This window comes from Epilithonimonas zeae, from assembly GCF_900141765.1.
Lineage (GTDB): Bacteria > Bacteroidota > Bacteroidia > Flavobacteriales > Weeksellaceae > Epilithonimonas > Epilithonimonas zeae.
On sequence record NZ_FSRK01000003.1, the window covers coordinates 502,652 to 524,988 of the forward strand.

Genomic DNA, 22,337 nt, shown 5'->3' on the forward strand with positions numbered 1-22,337 from the left:
TATCATAATTATCCTACATCAATGCGAACCAAAATGTGAAGTCGTAAATTTGTTTCATTAAAAAATTGAGACTATTATGGAATTAGGAATTGGGATGTTTGGAGATGTTGCTCTAGACACGAAAACCGGAAAATATAGAGATGCAAGCGTAAAACTTAACGAAATCCTTGAGCAGGTAAAACTAATGGACCAAACCGGTCTGGATGTTTTTGCAATGGGCGAACATCACCGTGCAGATTATGCCGTATCTTCTCCCGAGATTCTTTTGGCAGCTGCTGCAAGTATTACTGACAATATAAAATTAGCAAGTGGTGTAACGGTTCTAAGTTCTTCAGAACCTGTAAAAGTTTATGAAGATTTTTCGATGATTGATTTGATTTCAAAAGGTCGTGCAGAAATCTTTGTTGGAAGAGGAAGCTTTATCGAGTCGTTTCCTTTGTACGGCTACGATTTGTCAGATTACAATCAGCTTTTTGAGGAAAAACTGGATTTATTATTGAAAATCAACAACGAAGAAAACGTCAGCTGGAGCGGTATTTTGAGAAGACCAATGGAAAACCAAACCGTTTATCCAAGAGCTTTCAACAACGGTGTATTACCGATTTGGGTTGCGGTTGGTGGAACTCCCGAATCTGTTCTAAGAGCAGCGAAGCTGGGCTTACCATTAATTGTCGCAATCATTGGTGGAATGCCAAGACAATTCAAAAACCTCATCGAATTTTACAAGCAGGAATATCTGAGAGCCGGACACGACGAAAGCAAAATGCAGATTGCCATCCATTCTCACACTTTTGTGAGCGATGACCAGAAGGATATTGATCAATATTTCTTCAACTACAAATCTCAGATGGACAGAATCGGCAGAACCCGTGGTTGGGCACCTTACACCAAAGAGCAATACGAGGGCGGAAGAAGCAAAGACGGTGCTTTGTTTATTGGAACTGCTAACGAGGTTGCGGACAAAATCAACGAGATGAAAGAGCTATTTGGCTTGACAAGGTTCATCGGACATATGGATGTTGGCGATCCGGCGCACGACGTGATGATGAATTCTATCCAGCTGTTTGGTGAGAAAGTGGCTCCAATAGTAAGATAAAACAATATGACTTTTTAAATAAAACCCTTTCAGGATTTCAATTTCTGAAGGGGTTTTTTATTGTTTTTTAATTAAAATTTTTACCCTTTGGCAAGTCCTATGGATAGAGCGTTTGCAGAGGTCATTAAAAAGGTCTTGATGTTTTAGTCAAAAGGTCTTGATGTTTTTGATAAAACGTCTTGACCTTTTTTATTAATACTTAAAATAATTAATTTAATCAAAGCTCCATCCTTTGTCTATGCTTACAACTTTTTTCTTTTCATCAAAGTGTATTATAGACCTGTACCAAGCAAAATCTCCATCTTTATTATTTACAGATAACTTTCCATCCATTGTGTACCAATATTCTGCTCTGTTATTTATAGAATCTATATTCTTTTGTAAAGGCTGGCCAATCATCCTTCCAACTTCATCTACAGTTTGTCCAATCTTTACTAATTCAAATTTTTCAGGTGAATATTGAGATGCAAATTGGGTATCTATATATGGGGAAAATATATTTTTTCCCTCTACAGTTAACGCTCCTCCTAACATAAATGTTATAAAAACGGATGAAAACAGCAAGATGGATGCTAATACTTTGTAAAATATCCTCATCATTAGAAAATAATTGGTTGAAAATAAAACGTTAAATAGCCGAGAATCATTATCAAGGAGCTTATGCCAAAAGAGTATTTTAAGCTTTCAATAAAAGCATTTCTATGATTGCTTCTAGACAATGCAAAGACCATAAAAGAAATGCTTAATCCACAAATCAAGTTAGTTAGAAAAACTAATAGCAAAAGTTTAGAAGAATCTCCAGAATGAGTAACAATTGTCAGACAAACAATGAAAAGCAAAAGAGATAATGAAAATAGAATCAGGTTTTTCATTAATTTAAGTTTTAATGGTTAAGTTATATTAACTCAAACTATTTTAACTCAAATTTATTTCCTTGATAAACAAAAGCTTCTGAATCTTCAGGAATATAATTGATTTTAAAGTCTTTAATTCTTCCCGAAGTCAAATATGGATTTATGACGAAGTCCCGAATCTTGTCTTCGTTCTTACTTTCTTTCATCCAAAATATTGCGTGGTCTTTATTTTTAACGATTACAATTTTCTCTTTATAAAAGTTGTAAACAAACATTTCTTCTTTGTTATAATTAAAAATATTGAATGAAATTCTTACTGCGAAAAATGCCAGAAAACAAAAACAAAACCTCAACAGATTCTTCGGATTTAAAATGTCTTTGATTAAAAATTTAAGAAAATAAATAGCCACAAGAAGAATACTTAATTCTAAAATATTGAGCGAAATATTTTTATTCATTAAAGATTCGAAACCGGAAAACCAATGAATCAGTTTTAAAATAAATTGGACAAAAATATCAAAACCTTTGTATAAAAACGGAATATTACTGAACCCAAAAGCAATCAAAACCACAATTAACAAGGAAGAAACAATAATCAATTCAGACAATGGAATAATCAAAAGATTAGCAATGATTGAAACAAAAGAAAATTGATGAAAATAATAAATCGCCAAAGGCAACGTCGCAATCTGTGCTGCGAAAGTCATTGCAGAGATTTCGTAAAAGAACTTCTCAGCTTTGAACTTTGGTTTTCTGAACAAGTTTTTAATTGGATTCGTCAGCCACCAAATTCCTAAAACAGCAACATAACTCAACTGAAATCCAACATCAAACAATTGATTTGAATCAAAAATCAAAATAATAAAAGCCGATAATGCCAAAGAATGCAACAAATCCGATTTCCGTTGCAGCAAAACCATCATATAATAACACGTAATCATTAGACAGCTTCGCATTACGGAACTTCCATAATCTATGAAAATAGCGAAAGTCCAAATCAAAAGAATGCTCAGAACAATCGAAATTTTTCTAAATTTCACAGGAAGAATTTGGTTCAAAATCAAAAGTGTTATCCAGAAAATAATGACCATATGCGAACCAGAAATCGCTAAAAGATGAACCAATCCGGTTTGATTAAAGTCTTTGACCGTTTCAGCATCCATTTCAGTTCTGTCAGCGAGAATAATTCCTTTCAGAAACTCCTGAATCTTCGGAGACAAAGAAGAATGATTGATTTGATTGAGAACATCCAAACGTTTTTGTTTGATTTTATCTTTAAAATCCGTTGATTTCTTTTCGGTTTTTAGGATGTCATTCGGAAGGTAGGCTTGAAAATAAACTTCTTGTCTTGCCAGATATTTTTTGTAATCGAACTGAAAATCATTCTTGATTTCTTCTGGATGATGAATGTAAACTTCGGCTTTATAATAATTTTCAAAGTCTAAAGCTTCAACATCTTTTGGAATACTAATAACGGTTTTAAAAGGAAAATTTTCTTTTTGCTTTAAATCAGAAACTTCAAGAACCTCAACATAATATTTCCTATTCTTATCATTAGAATTAAGCTTTTTATCTAATTGAAAAACAATCGTTTCTTTTTCTTTTAAAGTTGGAAGTTTTGGTTGTTGGGAATTCTGAAAATGGACAAACATCCCAATCGAAAAAAAGAAAAATCCTAAACAGTAATATTTGATACGTTGGAAAAACGCATTCCTAATTAATATAGAAAGAAGAGAGGCAGATGAAGTTATCAGAAAAGAAAAGATAAAAATCTGACTCACCATCAGGTAGTCTTGAAACAGAATTCCAAGAATGAAACATAGCAGCAATATTAATAATGGCTGTTTTTTCATTGAAGTTCATTTGTGTCTTATGTGTTTATGAGAGGCTTCGACTCCGCTCAGCCTGACATTCTACAAGTTCAATATAACAACTTTAGTATTAGAGTTGTTACACCGAGCCAAGTCGAAGTATCCTAGAATAAAGATAAGAAATAAAATAGAAAGTTTGTCATTCCGTAGGAATCTCTATGAGAATTGATAAAAAGAATTTAGATTCCTATGGAATGACAAATATTGTGGTAAAATATCTTTAAATATTAATTAAGATTTCAAAATATCATCGATAATTTTCAAATGATGATTGGTATGAAGTCCTAAAAATTTGAGTGCTGTTTTTTTATCGAGGTCGCCAAGAAAAGGATGCGTGATATAGGATTTTGAAGGTAGATTTTTCACAGTTTCCAATCTCTGTTTCGCCAGATTAAAAAGCTTTTCGATACTTTCTTTGGTCGACGTTTCTAATGGAATAAATTGCTTCGGAGACTTGATTTTCCCTCTCGGAATCAGTCCGAAATTGAGAAATATAAACTTTTTGATACTGAATTTTGGTTTGTAATTGTCCGGATTGGTCATCGTTAAACCTTTCAGACTTGCATTCAGGATTAATAAAGAATGTTCCAGATGCCAGCCAATCGATGCTTTGGAAACTTTTAAATTTTCTTTATCAATTTCAGGAAGCAACGATTCTATTTTTTGCAATAATCTTTCCAATGCCATTATTTCAGATTTACAATAATTTCAGCGGCATTTTGACTGGCGCCGCTTCCTCCAAGTTTGGTTCTTAGAACTTCGTAATTATTCAGAACTTCGTCTCTTTTATTCGTGTTGAGAATTTTATTAAGTTCTTCAACGAGATTTTTAGTATTCAGTTCGTTTTGAATTAATTCTGTCACAACTTCTTTGTCCATAATGAGATTGACGAGAGAAATATATTTGATATTCTTGATTAATCGTTTTCCTATTTCATAGGAGATTCGGCTACCTTTGTAGCAAACCACTTCGGGAATATTGAGCAAAGCCGTTTCTAAAGTTGCCGTTCCAGAAGTTACCAAAGCCGCTTTGGAACATCTGAGTAAATCATAAGTTCTATTGGAAACGAAATGGACATCGGCATCCACAAATTGCTCATAAAAATCTTTGTCAAGACTTGGTGCGCCGGCAATCACAAATTGAAAATCCGCAAAATCATTTCTCACGGACAGCATCGTTTCCAACATTTTGGAGACTTCCTGTTTTCTGGAACCTGGCAGAAGTGCAATGATTTCTTTATCGTTAAGATGATTCTCTTTTTTGAATTTCTGAGTATCAATTGGCGGTAAACCTTCGATTGCATCAAGAAGCGGATGTCCAACAAAATGAGCCTCGACCTGATGTTTTTTGTAAAAATCTTTCTCGAAAGGAAGAATCACGAGCATCTCATCCACATATTTTTTAATTGTTTCTACACGACCTTCTTTCCAAGCCCAAAGTTGTGGCGAAATATAATAAACAACCTTAATTCCCAATTCTTTAGCAAACTTCGCAATTCTCAAATTGAAGCCCGGATAATCAACTAAAATCAAAACATCAGGTTTATTTTCCTGAATGTCTTTTTTACAGAATTTGATATTGTTGAGAATGGTTCTAAGATTCTGAACGACTTCCAGAAAACCCATAAAAGCCAAATCACGGTAATGTTTAACCAGAGTTCCGCCTTGTTTCTGCATCAGGTCACCGCCCCAAAATCGAAAATCTGCGTTTTGGTCTTTTTGTCTGATGGCTTTCATTAAGTTGGAAGCGTGCAAATCGCCGGAAGCTTCTCCTGCTATTATGTAATATTTCAAGGTTTCTGGGTTTTAGATTTTGAAAGTCTTTTCGATAGATAAATCTAAAGAAGTTTTCCATTCAAAATAGTTAACTTTGAACAAAATTAAAGCTTTTTGATCTATTAGGCTTGGGAAAGTTCTAATCTGGAAAAATTTGTTTTACAGACTAGTGCCTAGCCCCGATAGTAACGGCATCCTTTTTTGTCTTTTGGAAATGTTCTAGTAATGACAAACTGCCGAAGACAAAAAAGATATAGTGGATAGCGGGATTAAGCTCCTAAAACAATGATATTAAAATGGAAGAAATTAAAAATAAAGTTGCGGAAAGTGGATTGGTGAATTTTGATATTTCTGACCTTGTTCCGAAGGGGAAAAGATTGGGAATTGATATCAAGGATTTTCTTTGGGAAGGCATGATTCTGAAAGAAAAAGATTTCCGTGAGAAAATCAAAAACATTGATACTGAGATTTACAAAGACGCTTATGTTTACATCTATTGTTCTGAGGATGTGATTATTCCATTGTGGGCTTACTTTCTGATTACGTCCAAAATTACAGATGTTGCGAAGAAAATTGTTTTTGGAAATCGAGAAGATTTGGAAGTTTTGTTGATGCATAATGCTATCCACACTTATGATTTTTCTGAGATGCGAGACAAACGTGTTCTAGTAAAAGGCTGCAGCGATGAGATGATTCCGAACAATGCGTATGTAGAATTGGTTGAGCAACTGAAACCGCTTGTAAAATCTTTGATGTTTGGGGAAGCTTGCAGTAATGTTCCGATTTTTAAAAACTAAATCTGGATGAAGAATCTTTACCGAATTTTCTTTTTTTCTTTTCTATTTTTACTTTATTTGTATTTTAGCTTTTCAAAAGTTCCTTTTGGGGATGCTTTAGGATTTGTAAACCTAGCAGAAATTAATAAATTTACAAATGACACTACTGTTTTTGGTAAGTTTCTTTATACTAATTTTTTGATTGGATTTAAGCAGATTTTCAATCTAGATTCTATTCCTGCAGTCAGGTATTTTAACTTGATCTTTTCGGTTTTAACTTTAGCTATTATTTTTTCAATTATTAACCTAAAGTTTAAGCAGGAAATCTATGCTTATCTCGGAACACTAATTTTTGCTTTTGGCTTTACATTTTGGAAACAGACAGAAATTATTGAAGTTTATACCTTTAATAGTTTTTGGATTGCACTTTACATTTATTTTTCTATTAAATTTTTAGAATTTAAGAAGGAGAAATATCTTTTCTACTTAAGTTTTGTTTTAGGATTATCTTTTTGGGCTCACGCTCAGAACATCATGCTAATTCCAGGATGGCTTATCTTAAACTTTTATGCTTATAGAAAATTTAAAATCAATATTTTATCCAGTATAATAATTTTTTTAGCCTTTGCTTTTGGACCATATTTCTTAGCTTTTATTAATGGTTATGATACTTCAAAAGTTTACGGTTCTGGCAATTCTGATTGGGTTACAGGAAGTGTTAACAAAGGAATTTCTGGATTTGCTAAAAATATTGCAGTTGCTTTTGGGTATTTGGTTTACAATTTTTGGCTTTTCGTCATTCCAGGAGTTTTAGTTATTTTTAAAAAATTGAAAACTATAAAATATTTTAAAAATCAATTTTATTTAATTAGTTTTTTAATTCCTTTTGGATTTGCAACCATCTACAATGTGTCCGACAATTATGTTTTCTTTTTGAATGCTTATTTGTTCTTTTTACTTTTTATCATAGAAGGAATAATTAATATCAGAAATCATAAACAAAACTTATATAAGATTATTTCATTATCTGTTTTAGTTACTCCTTTTTTCTATTTATTAAGCTTTGTTATTGTTTCAAAAATTCCTCAAGGTCAAAACTTTGAAAAAGAAAAATCTTTTAAAGGTGGTTTATCATATTATCTTTTACCGTGGATGAATGAGAATATTGGCGTTTTAGAATATTATCTTAATGACAAAACACCTGCTGATACATCGGATTTTATGTATAACAACTGTCAGGAATTTTTAAAACTCAGAAAAGGAAAAAATTCTTTGGAGGAAATCAAAAACTTTTAGTCTTATTGTTTATCTTTACTAACAACATTTTTAAAAACATAAATTATGAGTCTATTAGACCTTATCACAGGAAGCGCTGGTAATCAAGTCGCTGAACAGGCTGAAAACAAATTCGGAATCAGCAAAAATCAAATCATTGCATTATTGGTTGTAGCAGCACCTTTGGTGATTAGCTATTTGAAAAAGAAATCAGAAAACGCCGAAGAAGCAGACAAGCTGAATGCAACCCTAGACAAACATCACGATGGAAGCATCTTGAATAATCCAGCTCAGGCACTTGAAAGAGAATCTGAAGGAAACTCAATCCTTGACCATATTTTTGGCGGAAACAAAGCCAACGTAGAAAATCAATTATCAGCAAATACAGGAATCTCTATGGACAAAATCGGACCGGTTTTAGCAACTTTGGCACCTGTGATTATGGGTTATATCGGTCAGCAAAAGCAAGCCAACAATGTCAATTCCGGAGGAGGATTAGGAGATTTGTTAGGCGGAATTCTTGGCGGTTCTGCTCAGGAAGCTCAGGCATCCAACAATCCTTTGAGTGATATTTTAGGAAGCGTTATCGGCGGAGCAACGCAATCTTCTGGCGGCGGTTTGGGAGATATTATAGGCAATGTTCTTGGCGGTGGAAACCAACAGCAACAATCTCAACAAGGCGGATTGGGTGGACTGCTGGGAAGCATTTTTGGAAAATAATTCCACATTTAAAATATAAAAGCCGAAGATTATTCTTCGGCTTTTTTTGTTCGTTTTACTTTTGGCTTTTCTTCTGTTTCTTCTGCTTTTTCAGCTTTTTCAGCTTTTGGTTTTGCTGTTTTCGGCTTTGGTTCAGCTTTTACTTTGGTCGGTTTTTCTGTTACAGCTATTGGTTGAGAGGATTTTCTCGGTCTCGTTTTGCCATAGCTTCCACGTACTCTTTTGCCTCTGGTGGATTTTTGGTCACCTTTTCCCATAATAATTAAGTATTTGATTATTACGAATTTATGAATTAATTTTTAATTATCCAACATTTTGGGCGTATCCCTCGCCAGCGCTCATCCAGCCTCTCGGGTCGGGCTATCCGTTCCTATCTTTTCCTGTTCAGAGAACAGAAAAAGGATATCCACTGCTATCCCTTACGCGCTGCGCCAAGATTCAACTTTTGTATATAATTTATTTACACTGTATAATTAATTTATACATTATGTATATATTTTTTATATATCTGTTATCTTTGCATTCGGAAATTAGGCTACTAAAAGTCTAATATCTAAAGTCTAACATCTAACATCTTAAAAAAAATGTTCCGTACACACACAAACGGCGAATTGACGCTGGCAAATCTGAATGAAAAAGTAACACTTTCCGGTTGGGTTCAAACCATTCGTGACAAAGGTTTTATGATTTGGGTCGATTTGCGAGACCGTTACGGAATTACACAATTGGTTTTGGACGAAGAAAGAAGTTCAACAGAACTATTGGAATCGGCTAAGAAATTAGGTCGCGAATTTGTGATTCAGGTGGAAGGAATTGTTATCGAACGTGCTTCCAAAAATCCCAAAATCCCAACTGGCGACATCGAAATTTTGGTTTCTGATTTAAAAATATTAAATGCATCTGAACTTCCTCCTTTCACTATCGAAGATGAAACCGACGGTGGAGAAGAATTGAGAATGAAATACAGATATCTGGATATCAGAAGAAATCCTGTAAAAGACAAACTGATTTTCCGTCACAAGATGGCGCAGAAAGTTAGAAACTATCTTTCAGACTCTGGTTTCATTGAGGTTGAAACACCCGTTTTGATTAAGTCAACTCCCGAAGGTGCGAGAGATTTCGTAGTTCCAAGCAGAATGAATCCCGGACAGTTTTACGCTTTGCCACAATCGCCACAAACTTTCAAACAATTGTTGATGGTTGGCGGAATGGACAGATATTTCCAAATCGTGAAATGTTTCCGTGACGAAGATCTGCGTGCTGACAGACAACCGGAATTCACACAAATCGATTGCGAAATGGCGTTCGTAGAACAAGAAGACATTATGAATGTTTTCGAAGGAATGACCAAAACATTATTGAAAGACATCACAGGAAAAGAGTTTGGAGATTTCCCTAGAATGACTTTTGCCGATGCAATGCAGAAATATGGAAACGACAAACCGGACATCCGTTTCGGAATGGAATTCGTGGAACTGAATGAATTGGTTAAAGGAAAAGATTTCAAAATATTTGATGATTCAGAACTGGTTGTCGGGATTAATGTTGAAGGAATTGCTGATTACACCAGAAAACAAATCGATGAATTAATTGATTGGGTAAAACGTCCTCAAATCGGAGCTACAGGAATGGTTTGGATTAAATTCCAAAATGACGGTGTTGTAACTTCATCAGTTAACAAATTCTATTCTGAAGAAGATTTGCAGCGTGTCGCTGAAACATTTAATTCAAAACCTGGCGACTTAATGCTAATTATGAGTGGAAATGCTGATAAAGTTAGAACGCAGCTTTCAGCCTTGAGAATGGAATTAGGAAATCGTCTTGGATTGAGAAAAGGAAACGAATTTGCACCACTTTGGGTTGTAGATTTCCCATTGTTGGAATTTGACGAAGAAAGCGGAAGATACCACGCAATGCACCATCCATTCACTTCTCCAAAAACCGAAGATTTCCATCTTTTGGAAACCGAGCCAGGAAAAGCTAGAGCCAACGCTTATGATTTGGTTTTGAACGGAAACGAAATCGGTGGTGGTTCTATCAGAATTTTTGATAAAGATTTACAGTCAAGAATGTTTGACTTGCTTGGTTTTTCAAAAGAAGAGGCAGAAGCGCAGTTCGGTTTCTTAATGAATGCTTTCAAATATGGCGCTCCGCCTCACGGAGGTTTAGCTTTCGGATTCGATAGATTGGTTGCCATCTTGGACGGAAACGAAGTGATTAGAGATTACATCGCATTCCCGAAAAACAATTCAGGAAGAGATGTGATGATTGACGCACCAGCGCCGATTCATCAGGAACAACTCACAGAGTTAGAATTGAAATTAGATTTAAAATCATAAATTAGAAGCGAGGAAATTTTTTCTCGCTTTTTTATTATGAAAAAACTAATACCAATAATCCTTTTACTTTTTCTAAATCTTTTTAATTGCCAATTTTTAAATGAGCAATATTCAAAAAGTAAAATTTACTCTTTGAAAGACAGCCTTGAAAAAGGTAATAGAAATGCTTTCTATGAAATAGTTCCTTTTCTTGACAGTCATAAAAAACTTGCTGAATTTTTAGGCTATCATTATTTAGAAACTGAAGAACATATTTTGGCAAAACGGGCTATTATTGAAAATTCAATTTTCTTGCCGAAAGAAATAGTAATCGACAGTATTAGTTCAAAACAATTCTCAGAATTTTTAAAGAAAAATAATAGTAAAATAAAATATTCTCAAGAGATACAAGCTTTTTATATTACTTCGATTGACAAAAGAAAGGAATTTGTAGAATTTAGAGAACTTCCAAAGTCAAAATTTGAAAAATTAATTATTAGAAAATCTGAAATCCTAAAAAAAGATTGGGTTAAGAATAAAAACATTGCTTTATTAATTCAGAAAAACAATCCTGAAAGTCTATTAAGAATTTGCGAAGAATTTTACAGAGATAGAGACAAATTTAATAAATACAACAGGGATAAAGATGAAATGTATGATCTGCTAAGAATTTTGATTCGAAAGGATATTGGTTCTATCGGCAGGCATAAATCTTTGTCTTGGGATACTAAAAGTTATAACTTCGACAATAATTCTATTCTTAATTTATTAATTTATTTTTCAAAAAATTATAAAAATTTCACTTGGAATGATTCAGAAAACTACTTTATAAATCAGACTTTAAAATCAGAAAAGACCGATTCAATTTCTGATTTGTTTGAAGATTTACATAATGATAATGAAGCAATTGCATTAGAATCTTTTGTGAAATTATCACAAAGTAACCCTGAAAGAGTGTCCAAATTAGCTGGAGAGAAGGATAAAAATTTTCTTGAAAGAACAAATGACTCAATTCCTATGTTTCCTTTCAGATTCTTAATACAACTTTCTTTATTTACAGAATATTGCAAACAAAATAACATTGATTTTTTAGGAAACCAAAGACTTGATCCGATCATTGAAAAGTTAAGTTCTAAATTATCATTTTCCGAAAGAAGAAAACTTGAAAGTGAATTAATTGACAATCTCAAAATTGAAGATATTACACCTTTAGAATACTGGACTCTTATTTATCAAAAGAAATTAAATCTACAAGAATCTGTCTCTAGAATCCTAGATATCTATTACACCAAAAACTGGAGTAAAATATTAAATGATAATCAACAATTAAAGCTTTATTTGAAAAAATCTTTACTCTTCAGCAGAATTGGTATCAATGGAAATCTTAATTATTATGCCTATAAGTTTATGGGGAATGGTTCTCTAGCAGTTGAAATTTTAAATAATATAAAAACTGAGAATCCTGATTTAGAAAATCAAATTATTCGTATAAAAAAACTTTGCTTACAGAAATTAGAATATCCAATTGATGACAAAAAAATAAGTAACGCAAATTTCAACAGTCAAAAAATAAACATAAAAGATGAAGTCGACAAAATAAGAATTATATCAAAAGATGAAGACGATTTTAGATATAATATTTTGACTTTGTTTTCAAAAATTGGTTATTCACAAATTCCAGAAGCAATAAAATTTGCAGATAAAATCAAATTTGAAAAAGTAAGTTTCCGGGACAAATATTCTTTCTTAGAAAGAGATTTTGGCTTTTTCAATATTGAAAATTGGAATTCTGAGGAAATTAGAAAAGATTTTCTTTCCATTTATCAGTCCCACACTGAAAAGCAACTTTATGAATATTATTTGGATAAAGCTGGAGTCGATTATAAGAATAATGATGGCAGAATAAATTATGATAAAATCTATGAGATTTTAAAATTTAATATTATCTATCCTTATACCGGAAGTAATATCAAAGAAAATGAAGTTGGAGCAATAATCAAAATTTTAGAATTGAATGAAAAAACAAGACTTGGATATCCTGATAAACTTTGTAATTCTGCTGGAATTTACATTTGCACACCAACAGATAGAGCCTGGGAATGGCAAAAATATCTCAATGACAACAAACTTTTAAAACAAGAACATTCTTATATTGTTTCTTTTAATTATGGCTATTATTTAGATAAGGTTGTACAAGACAGATGATGTTTTTCAATCAAAAATGTATTGGAATATCAGGAATATCATCCAAAATATGTTTTCCTTCGATTTTGTCAATCGCTTTTTGAGCTCTTCTCTTGGCAACTGAAACTTTATAATTAAACCATTTTTCCTTGAATAATTTTCTCATTAGATTATCAAAATGTCTTGTAAATACTAGATTTCTGAAACCTCGCCATTTTTCTATTAATTTAGATGGCAATGCTCTTACCGAAATTGAATAACCTTCCGTTTCATATTGAATAAAATGCCACCAGCCAGATGGCATATAAAGTGTTTGTCCTGGTTTGAGAATTGCTTCGTAACCTTTAAGATATTTCAATCCTGGGAATTCTTCTTGGGTTGAAGTTTTAAGATTGGCAATGCTATGAAAATTGTAAGGCAACTTGTAAAGTAAATCAGATTGATTGAGTGGAAACAGCCAAACTCTTTTCACACCTTGATATTGTGTCAAAAAGACGTGTGACATATCGATATCAACGTGATTTCGGGTATTGGAACCTTCGCCTCCGAAAAACATAAATGGGAGCCAATGAAGAACTTTACCTTTTGTAATGTCTTTGTATTGAATATCTTTTTTTAGTTCCGGTTTGATGGTCAGTAGATTAAAAAGAAACAAACGATATTCTGTTGCTTTTTCTGAAATGAGGTCAAGATATTCTGCAAAAGTCATTTTTGCAATCGGTTTACTTGCCGCTCTGTTGAGAGAATGGATTTCCCCGCCATAAACATCCACTTCTTTTTCTCCGGCGATTTCCTTGAAATAATCATAATTCCATTTTTGGAATGCAGCACTCTGAGAATCAACAAAATCCTCGATAATTACAGGAACATTCGGTTTCATATACTGAGAAACGAATTGGTCTGAAGTAATATTTTTGACTTTATCTAATGATTTGAGTTCCATTAAAAACGATTTTAAAGGAACAAATCTATAAAATAATTTTAATTCATACTAAAATAATATGAATTAAAGTTTTCGTATTAAGGCAACTTCGCCACCAAAAATTCAGGAGATAATTTCAAAATCCAATAGATAATTTTCCATTTCCAGTTTGGAACAATTGTGAAAGAATTACCTGCATTTACAATATAGTTCGCAACATAATCCGGTTCCATTATCAAATTTTTGTTAAGTTCTAATCCAGCATTGATTTTAGTATTGATATAACCAATAACCAAAACATTTACAATAATTTTTCTAGAATTCAATTCTTGTCTTAGTCCAGCCAAGTATTGTGTAAAAGCAGATTTTGTACTTCCATAAACGAAATTACTTTTTCGTCCGCGAACACCTGATAACGATGACAAGCCGATAATTCTTTCTAAGTTTTTATTTGATTGGTCTGTCGCAATAATATTCAGAATAGAAACTGCACCAATGTAATTCGTTTTCATCATTTCAAATGTTCCTTCGAAGTTCCTTAAAGCTTCTTGATTTTCCACTAAAAACCCTGCAGAATAAACTACAATATTCGGTTTTACAGGCAATTCATCATAGAAATATTGATGAGAAGAGAAATCTGTGGCATCGAAATATTTAATCTCAAATTTAGATTTATCCAGATGATTTTCATCAGCAAAATTCTGCAGAGATTTTAGATTTCTGGAAGCGAGAATCACGAAATAGCCTTTATCAATGTAAAGTTTGGCGGCTTGTTTTGCAACATCCGAATTGGCACCCAGAATCAGAACAGTTTTATGAGTATTCATTTTACAAAAATATAGAATAGAACACTTCAAAAATCCTTAATTTTGTAATATGTATAATGTTTTAGGAAACTTTTTAACGCTTTCTTCGTTTGGCGAAAGTCACGGAGAAGCTTATGGCGGAATTATCACCAATTTTCCAGCTGGTCTGGAAATCGATTTAGAGAAGATCCAACTCGAACTTGACCGTAGAAAACCGGGACAATCGGCAATCGTTACTCAAAGAAAAGAAAGTGACACTGTTCGATTTTTGTCAGGAATCTTTGACGGAAAATCTACCGGAACACCAATTGGTTTTATCGTAGAAAATGAAAACCAGCGTTCCAAAGATTACGACCATATCGCACAAGCCTATCGTCCAAGTCACGCCGATTATACTTACGACCAAAAATTCGGAATTCGAGATTATCGTGGTGGTGGAAAATCGTCTGCTCGCGAAACTCTGAACTGGGTTGTTGCTGGAGCTTTAGCAAAACAATTTTTACCTGAGATTGAAATCAATGCTTATGTTTCTTCGGTTGGAGAGATTTTCTGTGAGAAGCCTTATCAACATTTAGACTTTTCTAAAACCGAAAGTAATATCGTTCGTTGTCCTGATGAGGAAACTGCTGAAAAAATGATTGAAAGAATCAAGGAAATCAAAAAAGAAGGCAACACGATTGGCGGAACGGTAACTTGTGTTATCAAAAATGTTCCGACCGGATTAGGCGAACCAATTTTCAATAAACTCCACGCAGAATTAGGAAAAGCAATGCTGAATATCAATGCCTGCAAAGGTTTTGAATATGGAAGCGGTTTCTGTGGAGCAAAAATGACAGGAAAGGAGCATAACGACCTTTTCAATCAAGATGGAACAACGCAATCCAATCTTTCTGGCGGAATCCAAGGTGGAATTTCCAATGGAATGGATATCTATTTCCGTGTGGCTTTCAAACCTGTTGCAACAATTCTACGTCCTCAGGAAAGTATCAATAAAGATGGAGAAACTGTAATCGTAGAAGGTAAAGGAAGACACGACCCTTGTGTAGTTCCGAGAGCTGTTCCTATTGTGGAAAGTTTGGCCGCTTTTGTTTTGGCAGATATGTCTTTAATTAATAAAACCAGAAAAATATAATGGACATCAAACAATATTGGGACAACGCTGTTTCTTACACAGAATATCTTCGTGATGCAGGAGAAAGATTAGGAAATCCAAAAGATACGCAAGAAGCTGATTATGCAGAATATTACCGATTAGGAATCCAAAGAATGAACAGAATGACGGAGAAATATCTTCCGAATTCTGAACAGGTTGAAAAATTTGCCGGGAAAAATTTCAAAGGAAAAATATTGATTATTTCTGAATCTTGGTGTGGTGACGCAAGTCAGGTGATTCCGGTTGTTGCGAAGTTTTTTGAACAATTTGAAATCAAAATTTCTTACCGCGACCAAGAACCAAGTTTGATTGACAGTTATTTAACAAACGGCGGAAAGTCCATTCCAATTGTGATTTTCCTTGATGAAGAATTAAACGAAATCGCTCATTGGGGACCGAGACCAAAACACGGAACTGAACTTCTGAATAAACATAAAGCTAATCCAGAAGAATTCACGAAAGACCAATTCTATGTGGAATTGCAGACTTATTATGCAAAAAACAGAGGTTTTGATACAATTGAGGAGCTTTTGGAACTAATTTAATTTAAGCCTAATGAACTTCATTAAAAAAAATATAATCTACGTTATCATCATTGGTGTTGTATCAGCTTTTGCGTTGATAAAACCGCTTCGTGATTTTGTGTCAGAACAGATTGCGATGAGTCCAACTGTGGCAAAAATAAATGATGAAACAACACTTTCCGACGATGTTCTGAACATCGATCTGAAAGGGATTAATACAAGCAGCACCAATCTGAAAAACCTGCGCGGAAAAGTGCTTTTCCTTAATTTTTGGGGAACCTGGTGTCCGCCTTGTAGAACAGAATGGCCAACGATTCAGAAATTGTATGATTTGAAAAAAGACAAACTGGAATTTGCGTTGATTGCAATGCAAGACCAAGAGGAAGATGTGAAGAAATATTTGAAAGAAAATAATTTCACAGTTCCCGTTTACATTGCCGAAAGTCCGCTTGACCCAAAAATTTTGCCTGTTGCTTTTCCTACAACTTATTTGATTGGAAAAGATGGAAGAATTCTTAAAAAAGAAGATAGCTCGATGGATTGGAGCAAGGATTCGGTTTTGGAATTTATTGATAATGTAACGAAATGATAAACCGTTGATTCGCTAAATTGTTAATTTGATGATAAAATTAAAATCCCTGAATCAATGATTCAGGGATTTTTTATATTTAAGAATAATTGAAATTATTTCTTTTTCTCTACTCCAAAAGTTTCTGGAAATCTTGCGATTGTGAAATCTCTAGAGATTGCAGCTTTTTCAAATTTAAGTTTTCCACTCAAAGTTTCTAAAACTACACCATCTTCATTAATAGAGAAAATCGTTCCGTGCATTCCAGAAGTTGTTACTACTTTCGCTCCAGGCTTAAGCGCTTCTTGGAAAGATTTTTCCTGCTTTTGCTTTCTCATTTGTGGACGAATCATCAGGAAATAAAACCCAACGAACATCAATCCAATCATTAATAATGTTGGAGTCATAGACTGTGCTGGAGCTGCAGCTTGTAAAAATATTGTAAGCATAATATTATGGTAAAATGTTAGCTGAGAAAGTTAATCTTACGGGCGCTTTTTCTACGTTTACAAAAGCATCAGCTACTTTGTTAACTGCTCCATCGAAGTTTGTAGAATCAAAATGTAAAGTAATCTTTCCTTTTTTGCCTGGTAAGATTGGTTCTTTTGTAAAATCTGGAACTGTACATCCGCAACCTGGTTTTACGTTAGAAATAATCAATGGGTTAGTCCCTGTATTGGTTACTTCGTAGATATGTTCTACTTTTTCTCCTTTTTTGATGTCACCAAAGTTATGGTCAGTCTCGCTGAATGCAATAGTTGTCAATGGTTTGCTCTGCGCTTCTTTTACCAATGCTGCATCCTCTGGGTTAACAGATTCCTGAGACATTGCTTCAACTACAGTACTTGCTTGAGTTGAATCAGCTCCAGGAATATGGTCTAGTTTGTTTTCTTCTTTTTTGTTACAAGAAAAAGCAAGTGTGCAAAGTGCAGCTACTGCTAATATTTTGATTGATTTCATAATACTAAAAATATATTTTGATTAAATTCGATTTAAATCTTTTGTGTATTTGTCAAGAATTCCGTTGATAAAGATATTGGATTTTTCTGTTCCGTACACTTTGGAAACATCAATATATTCATTAATAATAATTCTTGATGCTGTTAATGGGAAACGATCCAATTCTGTAATGGCAGCCACCAAAATAATTCTGTCAATCAAAGAAATTCTATCTAAATCCCAGTTCAGTAATTTGGATTCCAGTTTCTTTTCTGTCTCCTCCCAATTGTTAAGAGATGATCTTAGAAGTTTTCTAGCAAAATCCTCGTCTTCGTCATCTTTCAGCATTTTGATTAAAGTATGGGAAGCCTCTGACTCCTTCATAAAACCAATTGTCTTCTGAATCATCGAGTTGGCAATATGAAAATCATCTGCCCAGGACATTTCCTTTTCTTCAAATCTTTCGTGTAAATCTGTGTTTTCTGCAATGTATCTCAGGAACAGTTTACCAATGAATTTTTGGTCATCTTCAAACGAAATTTCTTCGTCCTGCATATAATCCTGATAACGCTTTCCTGCTTTGATTCTTTGGAATGTTTTTACCAAAATCTCATCGTTCGGGTCCCAAATCAATTCTTTATGTTTTTCAGAAAAGCTTCTTCTTTCCTCATTGTCTTCTATCTGAAGAAGAATTTGGTTTCTGGTAAATTTTTGATTGGGGTTTTCATCTTCTTTAGTTTTCAGGTATTTGTTTTTCCCGATTTCCATTTGGTCTTCTGCCAAACGTTTTAAACCAACAAGAAAGTTGAGTTCATAAATGTAGAGATGATAGATTTTGTTGATTTCTGAGAACATATTTTTCTCAATAATATCAAACTTAATAGGATTTTGATAGTAAGAATACAAAGATTCTACAACTTTTTCGCGGATTTGTCTTCTTCCCAGCATTTCAAAGAACTTTTAGTGGGTGCAAAGATAAGGAAAATTGTCTCAATCACATAATTCCAATCAAATCGAATGTTGAAAAGCCGAATCACACACAGCCCGAGCTGAGTGGAGCTCATTTTTGCTTGGTAAAACTTTAGCAAAAAATAGCGGGAACGGAGCGCGGAAAAGCTGCCCAAATAAAAATTAATTATCTTTCTCTGAGTCTATTTTTTCAAGTTGCTTAAGGTTCTTGGAAAGTCTTTTCAGGATAATTCCGTAGGCTATTTTGTAGTAGAGCAAAATGAGGATGATACAAACCAAAAGACTGAAAATAACCCCCGTGATCAGGCCCCAAAATGTTGGATTATCTATCTCAATATTTTGTCGTCTAATTGTAAAGATGATAAAACTCGTGAAACTTCCTATGAAAAGGAATAACAAAACGATATTGCTGAAAATAAATAGGTTAACCGATTTTTTGAAATTAATAATGTGAATGATAAATTTCTTGAGATTGGCTTCTACATCTATCTTTTTGTAGTTTTTATAAAAAATGATGACAAAAACTCCAGTAATTACAAGGCTTGCAATCTTAATCCAATAATAAATTTTGTCCAAAGAAAACTCGACTTCGCTCTGGTTTCTAATCTGAAGTTTGTTCAGAATACTGGTGAAATCTGTATGAAAGCTAGTGGAAAATAATGCTATGAAATTGATAATGCCAAAAATGACAAATTCGGCTACACTGATCCACAGAATATATTTAACATAATTTCTGGATTTTTTATTGAGCATAACCTCAATCTCATCCTGATTGTAGTCATCAGAAATGACTTGTTCCTGCCAGGATTTCTTAAGCGAATCTATATCAAAGTCTTCTGGGTTAGGCATGCTTTATCATTAATTCTTTTAATGTTTTCTTTAATCTGTTCATTTTCACTCTTGCATTTACTTCTGTAATTCCTAATGTTTCTGCGATTTCTTTATAAGGTTCATCGTCCAGATACATCATCACGATGGCTCTTTCTACATCGGGCAACATTTTTATAACCTTGTACAATAAAGAAATCTGTTGCTGTTTTTCATCAGAATCTTCTAGAAAATCTTTGCTGTGAAAATCTTGTAATTCGTCCGTCTGTGGCTGTCTTGTTTTTTTTCTGAATAATGTGATTGCCGTATTAAGTGCAACACGATACATCCACGTAGAAATTTTGGAATTACCTTGGAATGAGTCGTAAGATTTCCAAAGTTGTAACACAATCTCCTGAAAAAGATCTTCCTGATCCTCCAAAGAATGGGTATAAAGACGTGAGACTTTGATAATAAGTCCTTGGTTGTTCTTTATCAATTTAGAAAACTCTTTCTGTTTACTCTCCATTCCGGAAACGAAGATAAGGATTTTATCGTTTTTCTATCAAATTCTTAAGGTTTAATTTATTTTGTTAAATAATGTTAATTTCTATATAAATTATTGATTATATTTACCTTATGATTATCAATAAAGTTGCCAAGTTCCTTTTTTGTTTTATTTTCATTTTAATATTGAGCTGTAATAGTCAGTCTGTGTCATCTTCTGTTACTAATGATAATATTAATGAAAAGCCAGTTTCCAAAATTGTTTATCTTTTTTTTGAAGGAGAGAAAACAAGTGATGGAAAAGAAACTATAAAGCTGGTAGACAAAAGAGTGTCTGATGGCTTTTTTAAGAATGAAGAATTCGGTACTGCGAAGGATATTGCTAATACTTTTTACAAGATGGTTTTGTTTGATAAAAAAAATCAAGTTTATAAAACCTCCATAATAGATAATCCTTTTTCTCCGGTTTTTGAGTCTTATGGAAAAGAATCTATGGAAAAGCAAATTGGAAAGCTGGACAAAGCAGAATTTTTCTACCGATATAATGATAACGACAATATCTCAAAATTAGAAATTCATAAATCTGAGAATAATCAATCCAACTTAATCTTCACTCTAAAATTATAATTATGAAACACATCTACTTATTATGTCTTTTATTTTATACTATATCTTTCGGTCAAATATTTGATCTGGTTCCACTATTAGAAAGTGGCGCAAAAGATAAAAGAATAAACCTTGTAATTCTAGGAGACGGTTATACGGCAAGTGAACAATCTACCTTTTTGACAGATGCGACATTTGTTTCGAATTATTTGATGAATAAAGCACCTTATTCTAATTATAAAAATTACTTCAATGTTTATGCATTGAAGGTTATTTCACAAGAAAGTGGAGTTAAGCATCCCGGAACGGCTTCCGATGTTTCAGAACCTGTGATTCCTGTTTCTAATCCTAATAATTACCTCAATAGTTCTTATGACACTTCAGGAACGCATCGTTGCATCTATGGAAGTGTGAATAAAGTCACCCAAACTCTCGCTGCTAACATCCCTGAATTTGATATTGCTTTGGTTTTAGGAAATGATACAGAATATGGAGGCTGTGGAGGAACTTATGCATTTTTATCGAGAAATGATCAAGCTCCGGATGTTGCTTACCACGAGTTAGGACATTCTTTTGGTAAACTGGCAGATGAATATTGGTTTTCTGGTTCCGGAGAATCTCCAAATAAAACTAAAACTTCTAATACAGAAACTGTTCGTTGGAAAAACTGGTTGAATACTGGAAATATTGGTATTTATCAATTCACAGAAAACACGGCTTGGTATCGCCCCCATCAAAATTGTGAAATGCGATATCTGAATCGTCAATTCTGTAATGTCTGTAAAGAAGCTTTGGTTGAGAAAATACATTTGACCAAAAACCCGATTGATAGTTTTACACCTTCCAATTCTGCAGCTATAACAACTAATCAAAACTTAGATTTAAAAGTTAATTTAATTTTACCAATTCCCAATACATTAAAATCTGAATGGAAATTAAATAATACTTCTATTGCAACCGACGTAAGTGAGTTAACAATTCAATCTTCACAATTAAATACAGGAAGCAATACTGTTTTATTTAATGTCTATGATAATACCGCGATGGTAAGGACAGATAATCACAGTACAATCCATTTATCAACTATTTCGTGGACAATTAATAAAACTCAGTTGGGTATTAATGATATCAGAGCTAAACAATTTGATTTTATACTTTATCCAAATCCTGCAGAAGATTTTGTGGTTATGGAAAGTAAATCAGGCTTTACAGAAAAGGTTGAAGTTAGAATAATTGATAACTCTGGTAAGCTCATCAAAAAGCAAAATGTAGATTTGAGCAAACAAGAGAAGATTGACATATCAAAATTGATTTCTCAGGATTATTGGATTAATGTTTATCAAAAAGGACAACTGATATTATCTAAGAAAATGATTAAAAAATAGAAAGTTATTGGTTACTTTTGCAGTTCAGAGAAGCGTGGCTTGTTGATTCAATTTTCGAATTGGGTAGGAAAGTCCGGACACCATAGGGCAGCATAGCGGATAACATCCGTCATTTGTGAAAATAGGACAAGTGCAACAGAAAGTATGTACAGTTCGGCTGTAGTGAAACCAGGTAAACTCTATGTGGTGCAATGCCAAGTATATCATCAGTTAAGGTCGGCTCGGCTATTGATGAGGGGTAGGCAGCAAAAGTGATGCAGTAATGTATGACGCAGATAAATA

The 22,337-nt window shown here is 33.4% G+C and carries 23 protein-coding genes and 1 other RNA gene; 12 read left to right on the forward strand and 12 right to left on the reverse strand.

The genetic code is table 11. The annotated features are described in order from the left end of the window. Window positions 1-76: 76 nt before the first annotated feature. The gene (locus BUR19_RS18545) at window positions 77-1,096 is read left to right on the forward strand and encodes an LLM class flavin-dependent oxidoreductase (RefSeq protein ID WP_074236997.1); all 1,020 of its coding nucleotides are present in this window, start codon (window positions 77-79) and stop codon (window positions 1,094-1,096) included. Between the two features lie 213 nt (window positions 1,097-1,309). Here BUR19_RS18545 and BUR19_RS18550 read toward each other — a convergent pair whose 3' ends face one another. The 4 genes from BUR19_RS18550 to lpxB all read right to left on the reverse strand — a co-directional run bounded on the left by BUR19_RS18550 (window position 1,310) and on the right by lpxB (window position 5,614). Beyond that, a complete protein-coding gene (locus tag BUR19_RS18550) occupies window positions 1,310-1,696 on the reverse strand; it encodes a hypothetical protein (RefSeq protein WP_139297431.1) in 387 nt (128 codons plus the stop codon). Window positions 1,697-2,006: 310 nt separating this feature from the next. Further along, the gene (locus tag BUR19_RS18555; protein WP_074236999.1) at window positions 2,007-3,803 is read right to left on the reverse strand and encodes a ComEC/Rec2 family competence protein; all 1,797 of its coding nucleotides are present in this window, start codon (window positions 3,801-3,803) and stop codon (window positions 2,007-2,009) included. Between the two features lie 249 nt (window positions 3,804-4,052). Further along, the gene (locus BUR19_RS18560; RefSeq protein WP_074237000.1) at window positions 4,053-4,508 is read right to left on the reverse strand and encodes a DUF1569 domain-containing protein; all 456 of its coding nucleotides are present in this window, start codon (window positions 4,506-4,508) and stop codon (window positions 4,053-4,055) included. Next, window positions 4,508-5,614 (reverse strand): lipid-A-disaccharide synthase, encoded by a 1,107-nt coding sequence (gene lpxB, locus BUR19_RS18565; protein WP_074237001.1) that lies wholly within the window; start codon window positions 5,612-5,614, stop codon window positions 4,508-4,510. The genes BUR19_RS18560 and lpxB overlap by 1 nt, the downstream gene beginning before the upstream one ends. A gap of 278 nt (window positions 5,615-5,892) precedes the next feature. Between lpxB and BUR19_RS18570 the strand changes: the two genes are divergently transcribed. From BUR19_RS18570 to BUR19_RS18580, 3 genes are read left to right on the forward strand one after another with little or no spacing between them, the layout of a single operon-like run. After that, window positions 5,893-6,393 carry a DUF2480 family protein gene (locus tag BUR19_RS18570; protein ID WP_074237002.1) on the forward strand — a complete coding sequence of 167 codons (501 nt, stop codon included), beginning with the start codon at window positions 5,893-5,895 and terminating at the stop codon, window positions 6,391-6,393. 6 nt (window positions 6,394-6,399) lie between these two features. Continuing rightward, entirely contained in the window at window positions 6,400-7,668 is a 1,269-nt protein-coding gene (locus tag BUR19_RS18575) for a protein O-mannosyl-transferase family (protein WP_074237003.1), read from the forward strand. 45 nt (window positions 7,669-7,713) lie between these two features. Then, window positions 7,714-8,367, forward strand: coding sequence for a DUF937 domain-containing protein (locus BUR19_RS18580; protein WP_074237004.1), 654 nt, complete (start codon window positions 7,714-7,716; stop codon window positions 8,365-8,367). Window positions 8,368-8,396: 29 nt separating this feature from the next. Here the strand turns inward: BUR19_RS18580 and BUR19_RS19255 are convergent, their stop codons facing one another. Further along, window positions 8,397-8,624 carry a 30S ribosomal protein THX gene (locus tag BUR19_RS19255; RefSeq protein WP_074237005.1) on the reverse strand — a complete coding sequence of 76 codons (228 nt, stop codon included), beginning with the start codon at window positions 8,622-8,624 and terminating at the stop codon, window positions 8,397-8,399. Between the two features lie 327 nt (window positions 8,625-8,951). On the opposite strand from BUR19_RS19255, the gene aspS reads away from it, so the two are divergent. Continuing rightward, a complete protein-coding gene (aspS, locus tag BUR19_RS18590) occupies window positions 8,952-10,706 on the forward strand; it encodes an aspartate--tRNA ligase (RefSeq protein ID WP_074237006.1) in 1,755 nt (584 codons plus the stop codon). Window positions 10,707-10,838: 132 nt separating this feature from the next. Further along, on the forward strand, window positions 10,839-12,890 hold the full coding sequence (locus BUR19_RS18595) for a hypothetical protein (RefSeq protein ID WP_139297433.1): 2,052 nt from the start codon (window positions 10,839-10,841) through the stop codon (window positions 12,888-12,890). Between the two features lie 10 nt (window positions 12,891-12,900). Here BUR19_RS18595 and BUR19_RS18600 read toward each other — a convergent pair whose 3' ends face one another. Both BUR19_RS18600 and BUR19_RS18605 read right to left on the reverse strand, forming a co-directional pair. Further along, a complete protein-coding gene (locus BUR19_RS18600; protein ID WP_074237008.1) occupies window positions 12,901-13,812 on the reverse strand; it encodes a cupin-like domain-containing protein in 912 nt (303 codons plus the stop codon). A gap of 77 nt (window positions 13,813-13,889) precedes the next feature. Further along, a complete protein-coding gene (locus tag BUR19_RS18605; RefSeq protein WP_074237009.1) occupies window positions 13,890-14,618 on the reverse strand; it encodes an SDR family NAD(P)-dependent oxidoreductase in 729 nt (242 codons plus the stop codon). Window positions 14,619-14,667: 49 nt separating this feature from the next. Here BUR19_RS18605 and aroC point away from each other — a divergent pair, with 49 nt between their 5' ends. The 3 genes from aroC to BUR19_RS18620 are packed head-to-tail and all read left to right on the forward strand — an operon-like array spanning window position 14,668 to window position 16,863. After that, complete coding sequence (gene aroC / locus BUR19_RS18610) at window positions 14,668-15,729, forward strand: chorismate synthase (RefSeq protein ID WP_074237010.1); 1,062 nt, start codon at window positions 14,668-14,670, stop codon at window positions 15,727-15,729. Then, window positions 15,729-16,295 (forward strand): thioredoxin family protein, encoded by a 567-nt coding sequence (locus BUR19_RS18615; RefSeq protein ID WP_074237011.1) that lies wholly within the window; start codon window positions 15,729-15,731, stop codon window positions 16,293-16,295. Before aroC ends, BUR19_RS18615 begins: the two co-directional genes overlap by 1 nt. A 10-nt stretch (window positions 16,296-16,305) precedes the next feature. Further along, a complete protein-coding gene (locus BUR19_RS18620; protein WP_074237012.1) occupies window positions 16,306-16,863 on the forward strand; it encodes a TlpA family protein disulfide reductase in 558 nt (185 codons plus the stop codon). A gap of 95 nt (window positions 16,864-16,958) precedes the next feature. On the opposite strand, the gene yajC is transcribed toward BUR19_RS18620, so the two are convergent. The 5 genes from yajC to BUR19_RS18645 form a co-directional block, all read right to left on the reverse strand. Next, window positions 16,959-17,291 carry a preprotein translocase subunit YajC gene (gene yajC, locus BUR19_RS18625; RefSeq protein ID WP_074237013.1) on the reverse strand — a complete coding sequence of 111 codons (333 nt, stop codon included), beginning with the start codon at window positions 17,289-17,291 and terminating at the stop codon, window positions 16,959-16,961. 4 nt (window positions 17,292-17,295) lie between these two features. Next, window positions 17,296-17,802 (reverse strand): DUF1573 domain-containing protein, encoded by a 507-nt coding sequence (locus BUR19_RS18630; RefSeq protein ID WP_074237014.1) that lies wholly within the window; start codon window positions 17,800-17,802, stop codon window positions 17,296-17,298. Window positions 17,803-17,823: 21 nt separating this feature from the next. Then, the gene (locus BUR19_RS18635; protein ID WP_074237015.1) at window positions 17,824-18,729 is read right to left on the reverse strand and encodes a transcription antitermination protein NusB; all 906 of its coding nucleotides are present in this window, start codon (window positions 18,727-18,729) and stop codon (window positions 17,824-17,826) included. Window positions 18,730-18,912: 183 nt separating this feature from the next. Continuing rightward, window positions 18,913-19,599, reverse strand: a complete 687-nt coding sequence (locus BUR19_RS18640) for a hypothetical protein (protein WP_074237016.1) — start codon at window positions 19,597-19,599, stop codon at window positions 18,913-18,915. Then, the gene (locus tag BUR19_RS18645; protein ID WP_074237017.1) at window positions 19,592-20,086 is read right to left on the reverse strand and encodes an RNA polymerase sigma factor; all 495 of its coding nucleotides are present in this window, start codon (window positions 20,084-20,086) and stop codon (window positions 19,592-19,594) included. Before BUR19_RS18645 ends, BUR19_RS18640 begins: the two co-directional genes overlap by 8 nt. Window positions 20,087-20,271: 185 nt before the next feature. On the opposite strand from BUR19_RS18645, the gene BUR19_RS18650 reads away from it, so the two are divergent. The 3 genes from BUR19_RS18650 to rnpB all read left to right on the forward strand — a co-directional run. Further along, window positions 20,272-20,691 (forward strand): hypothetical protein, encoded by a 420-nt coding sequence (locus BUR19_RS18650; protein WP_139297434.1) that lies wholly within the window; start codon window positions 20,272-20,274, stop codon window positions 20,689-20,691. Window positions 20,692-20,693: 2 nt separating this feature from the next. Next, window positions 20,694-22,055: a M64 family metallopeptidase gene (locus BUR19_RS18655; RefSeq protein ID WP_074237019.1), complete on the forward strand. Its 1,362-nt coding sequence runs from the start codon at window positions 20,694-20,696 to the stop codon at window positions 22,053-22,055. Between the two features lie 26 nt (window positions 22,056-22,081). Continuing rightward, window positions 22,082-22,337, forward strand: an RNA gene (gene rnpB, locus BUR19_RS18660) — RNase P RNA component class A; the annotation flags it as partial.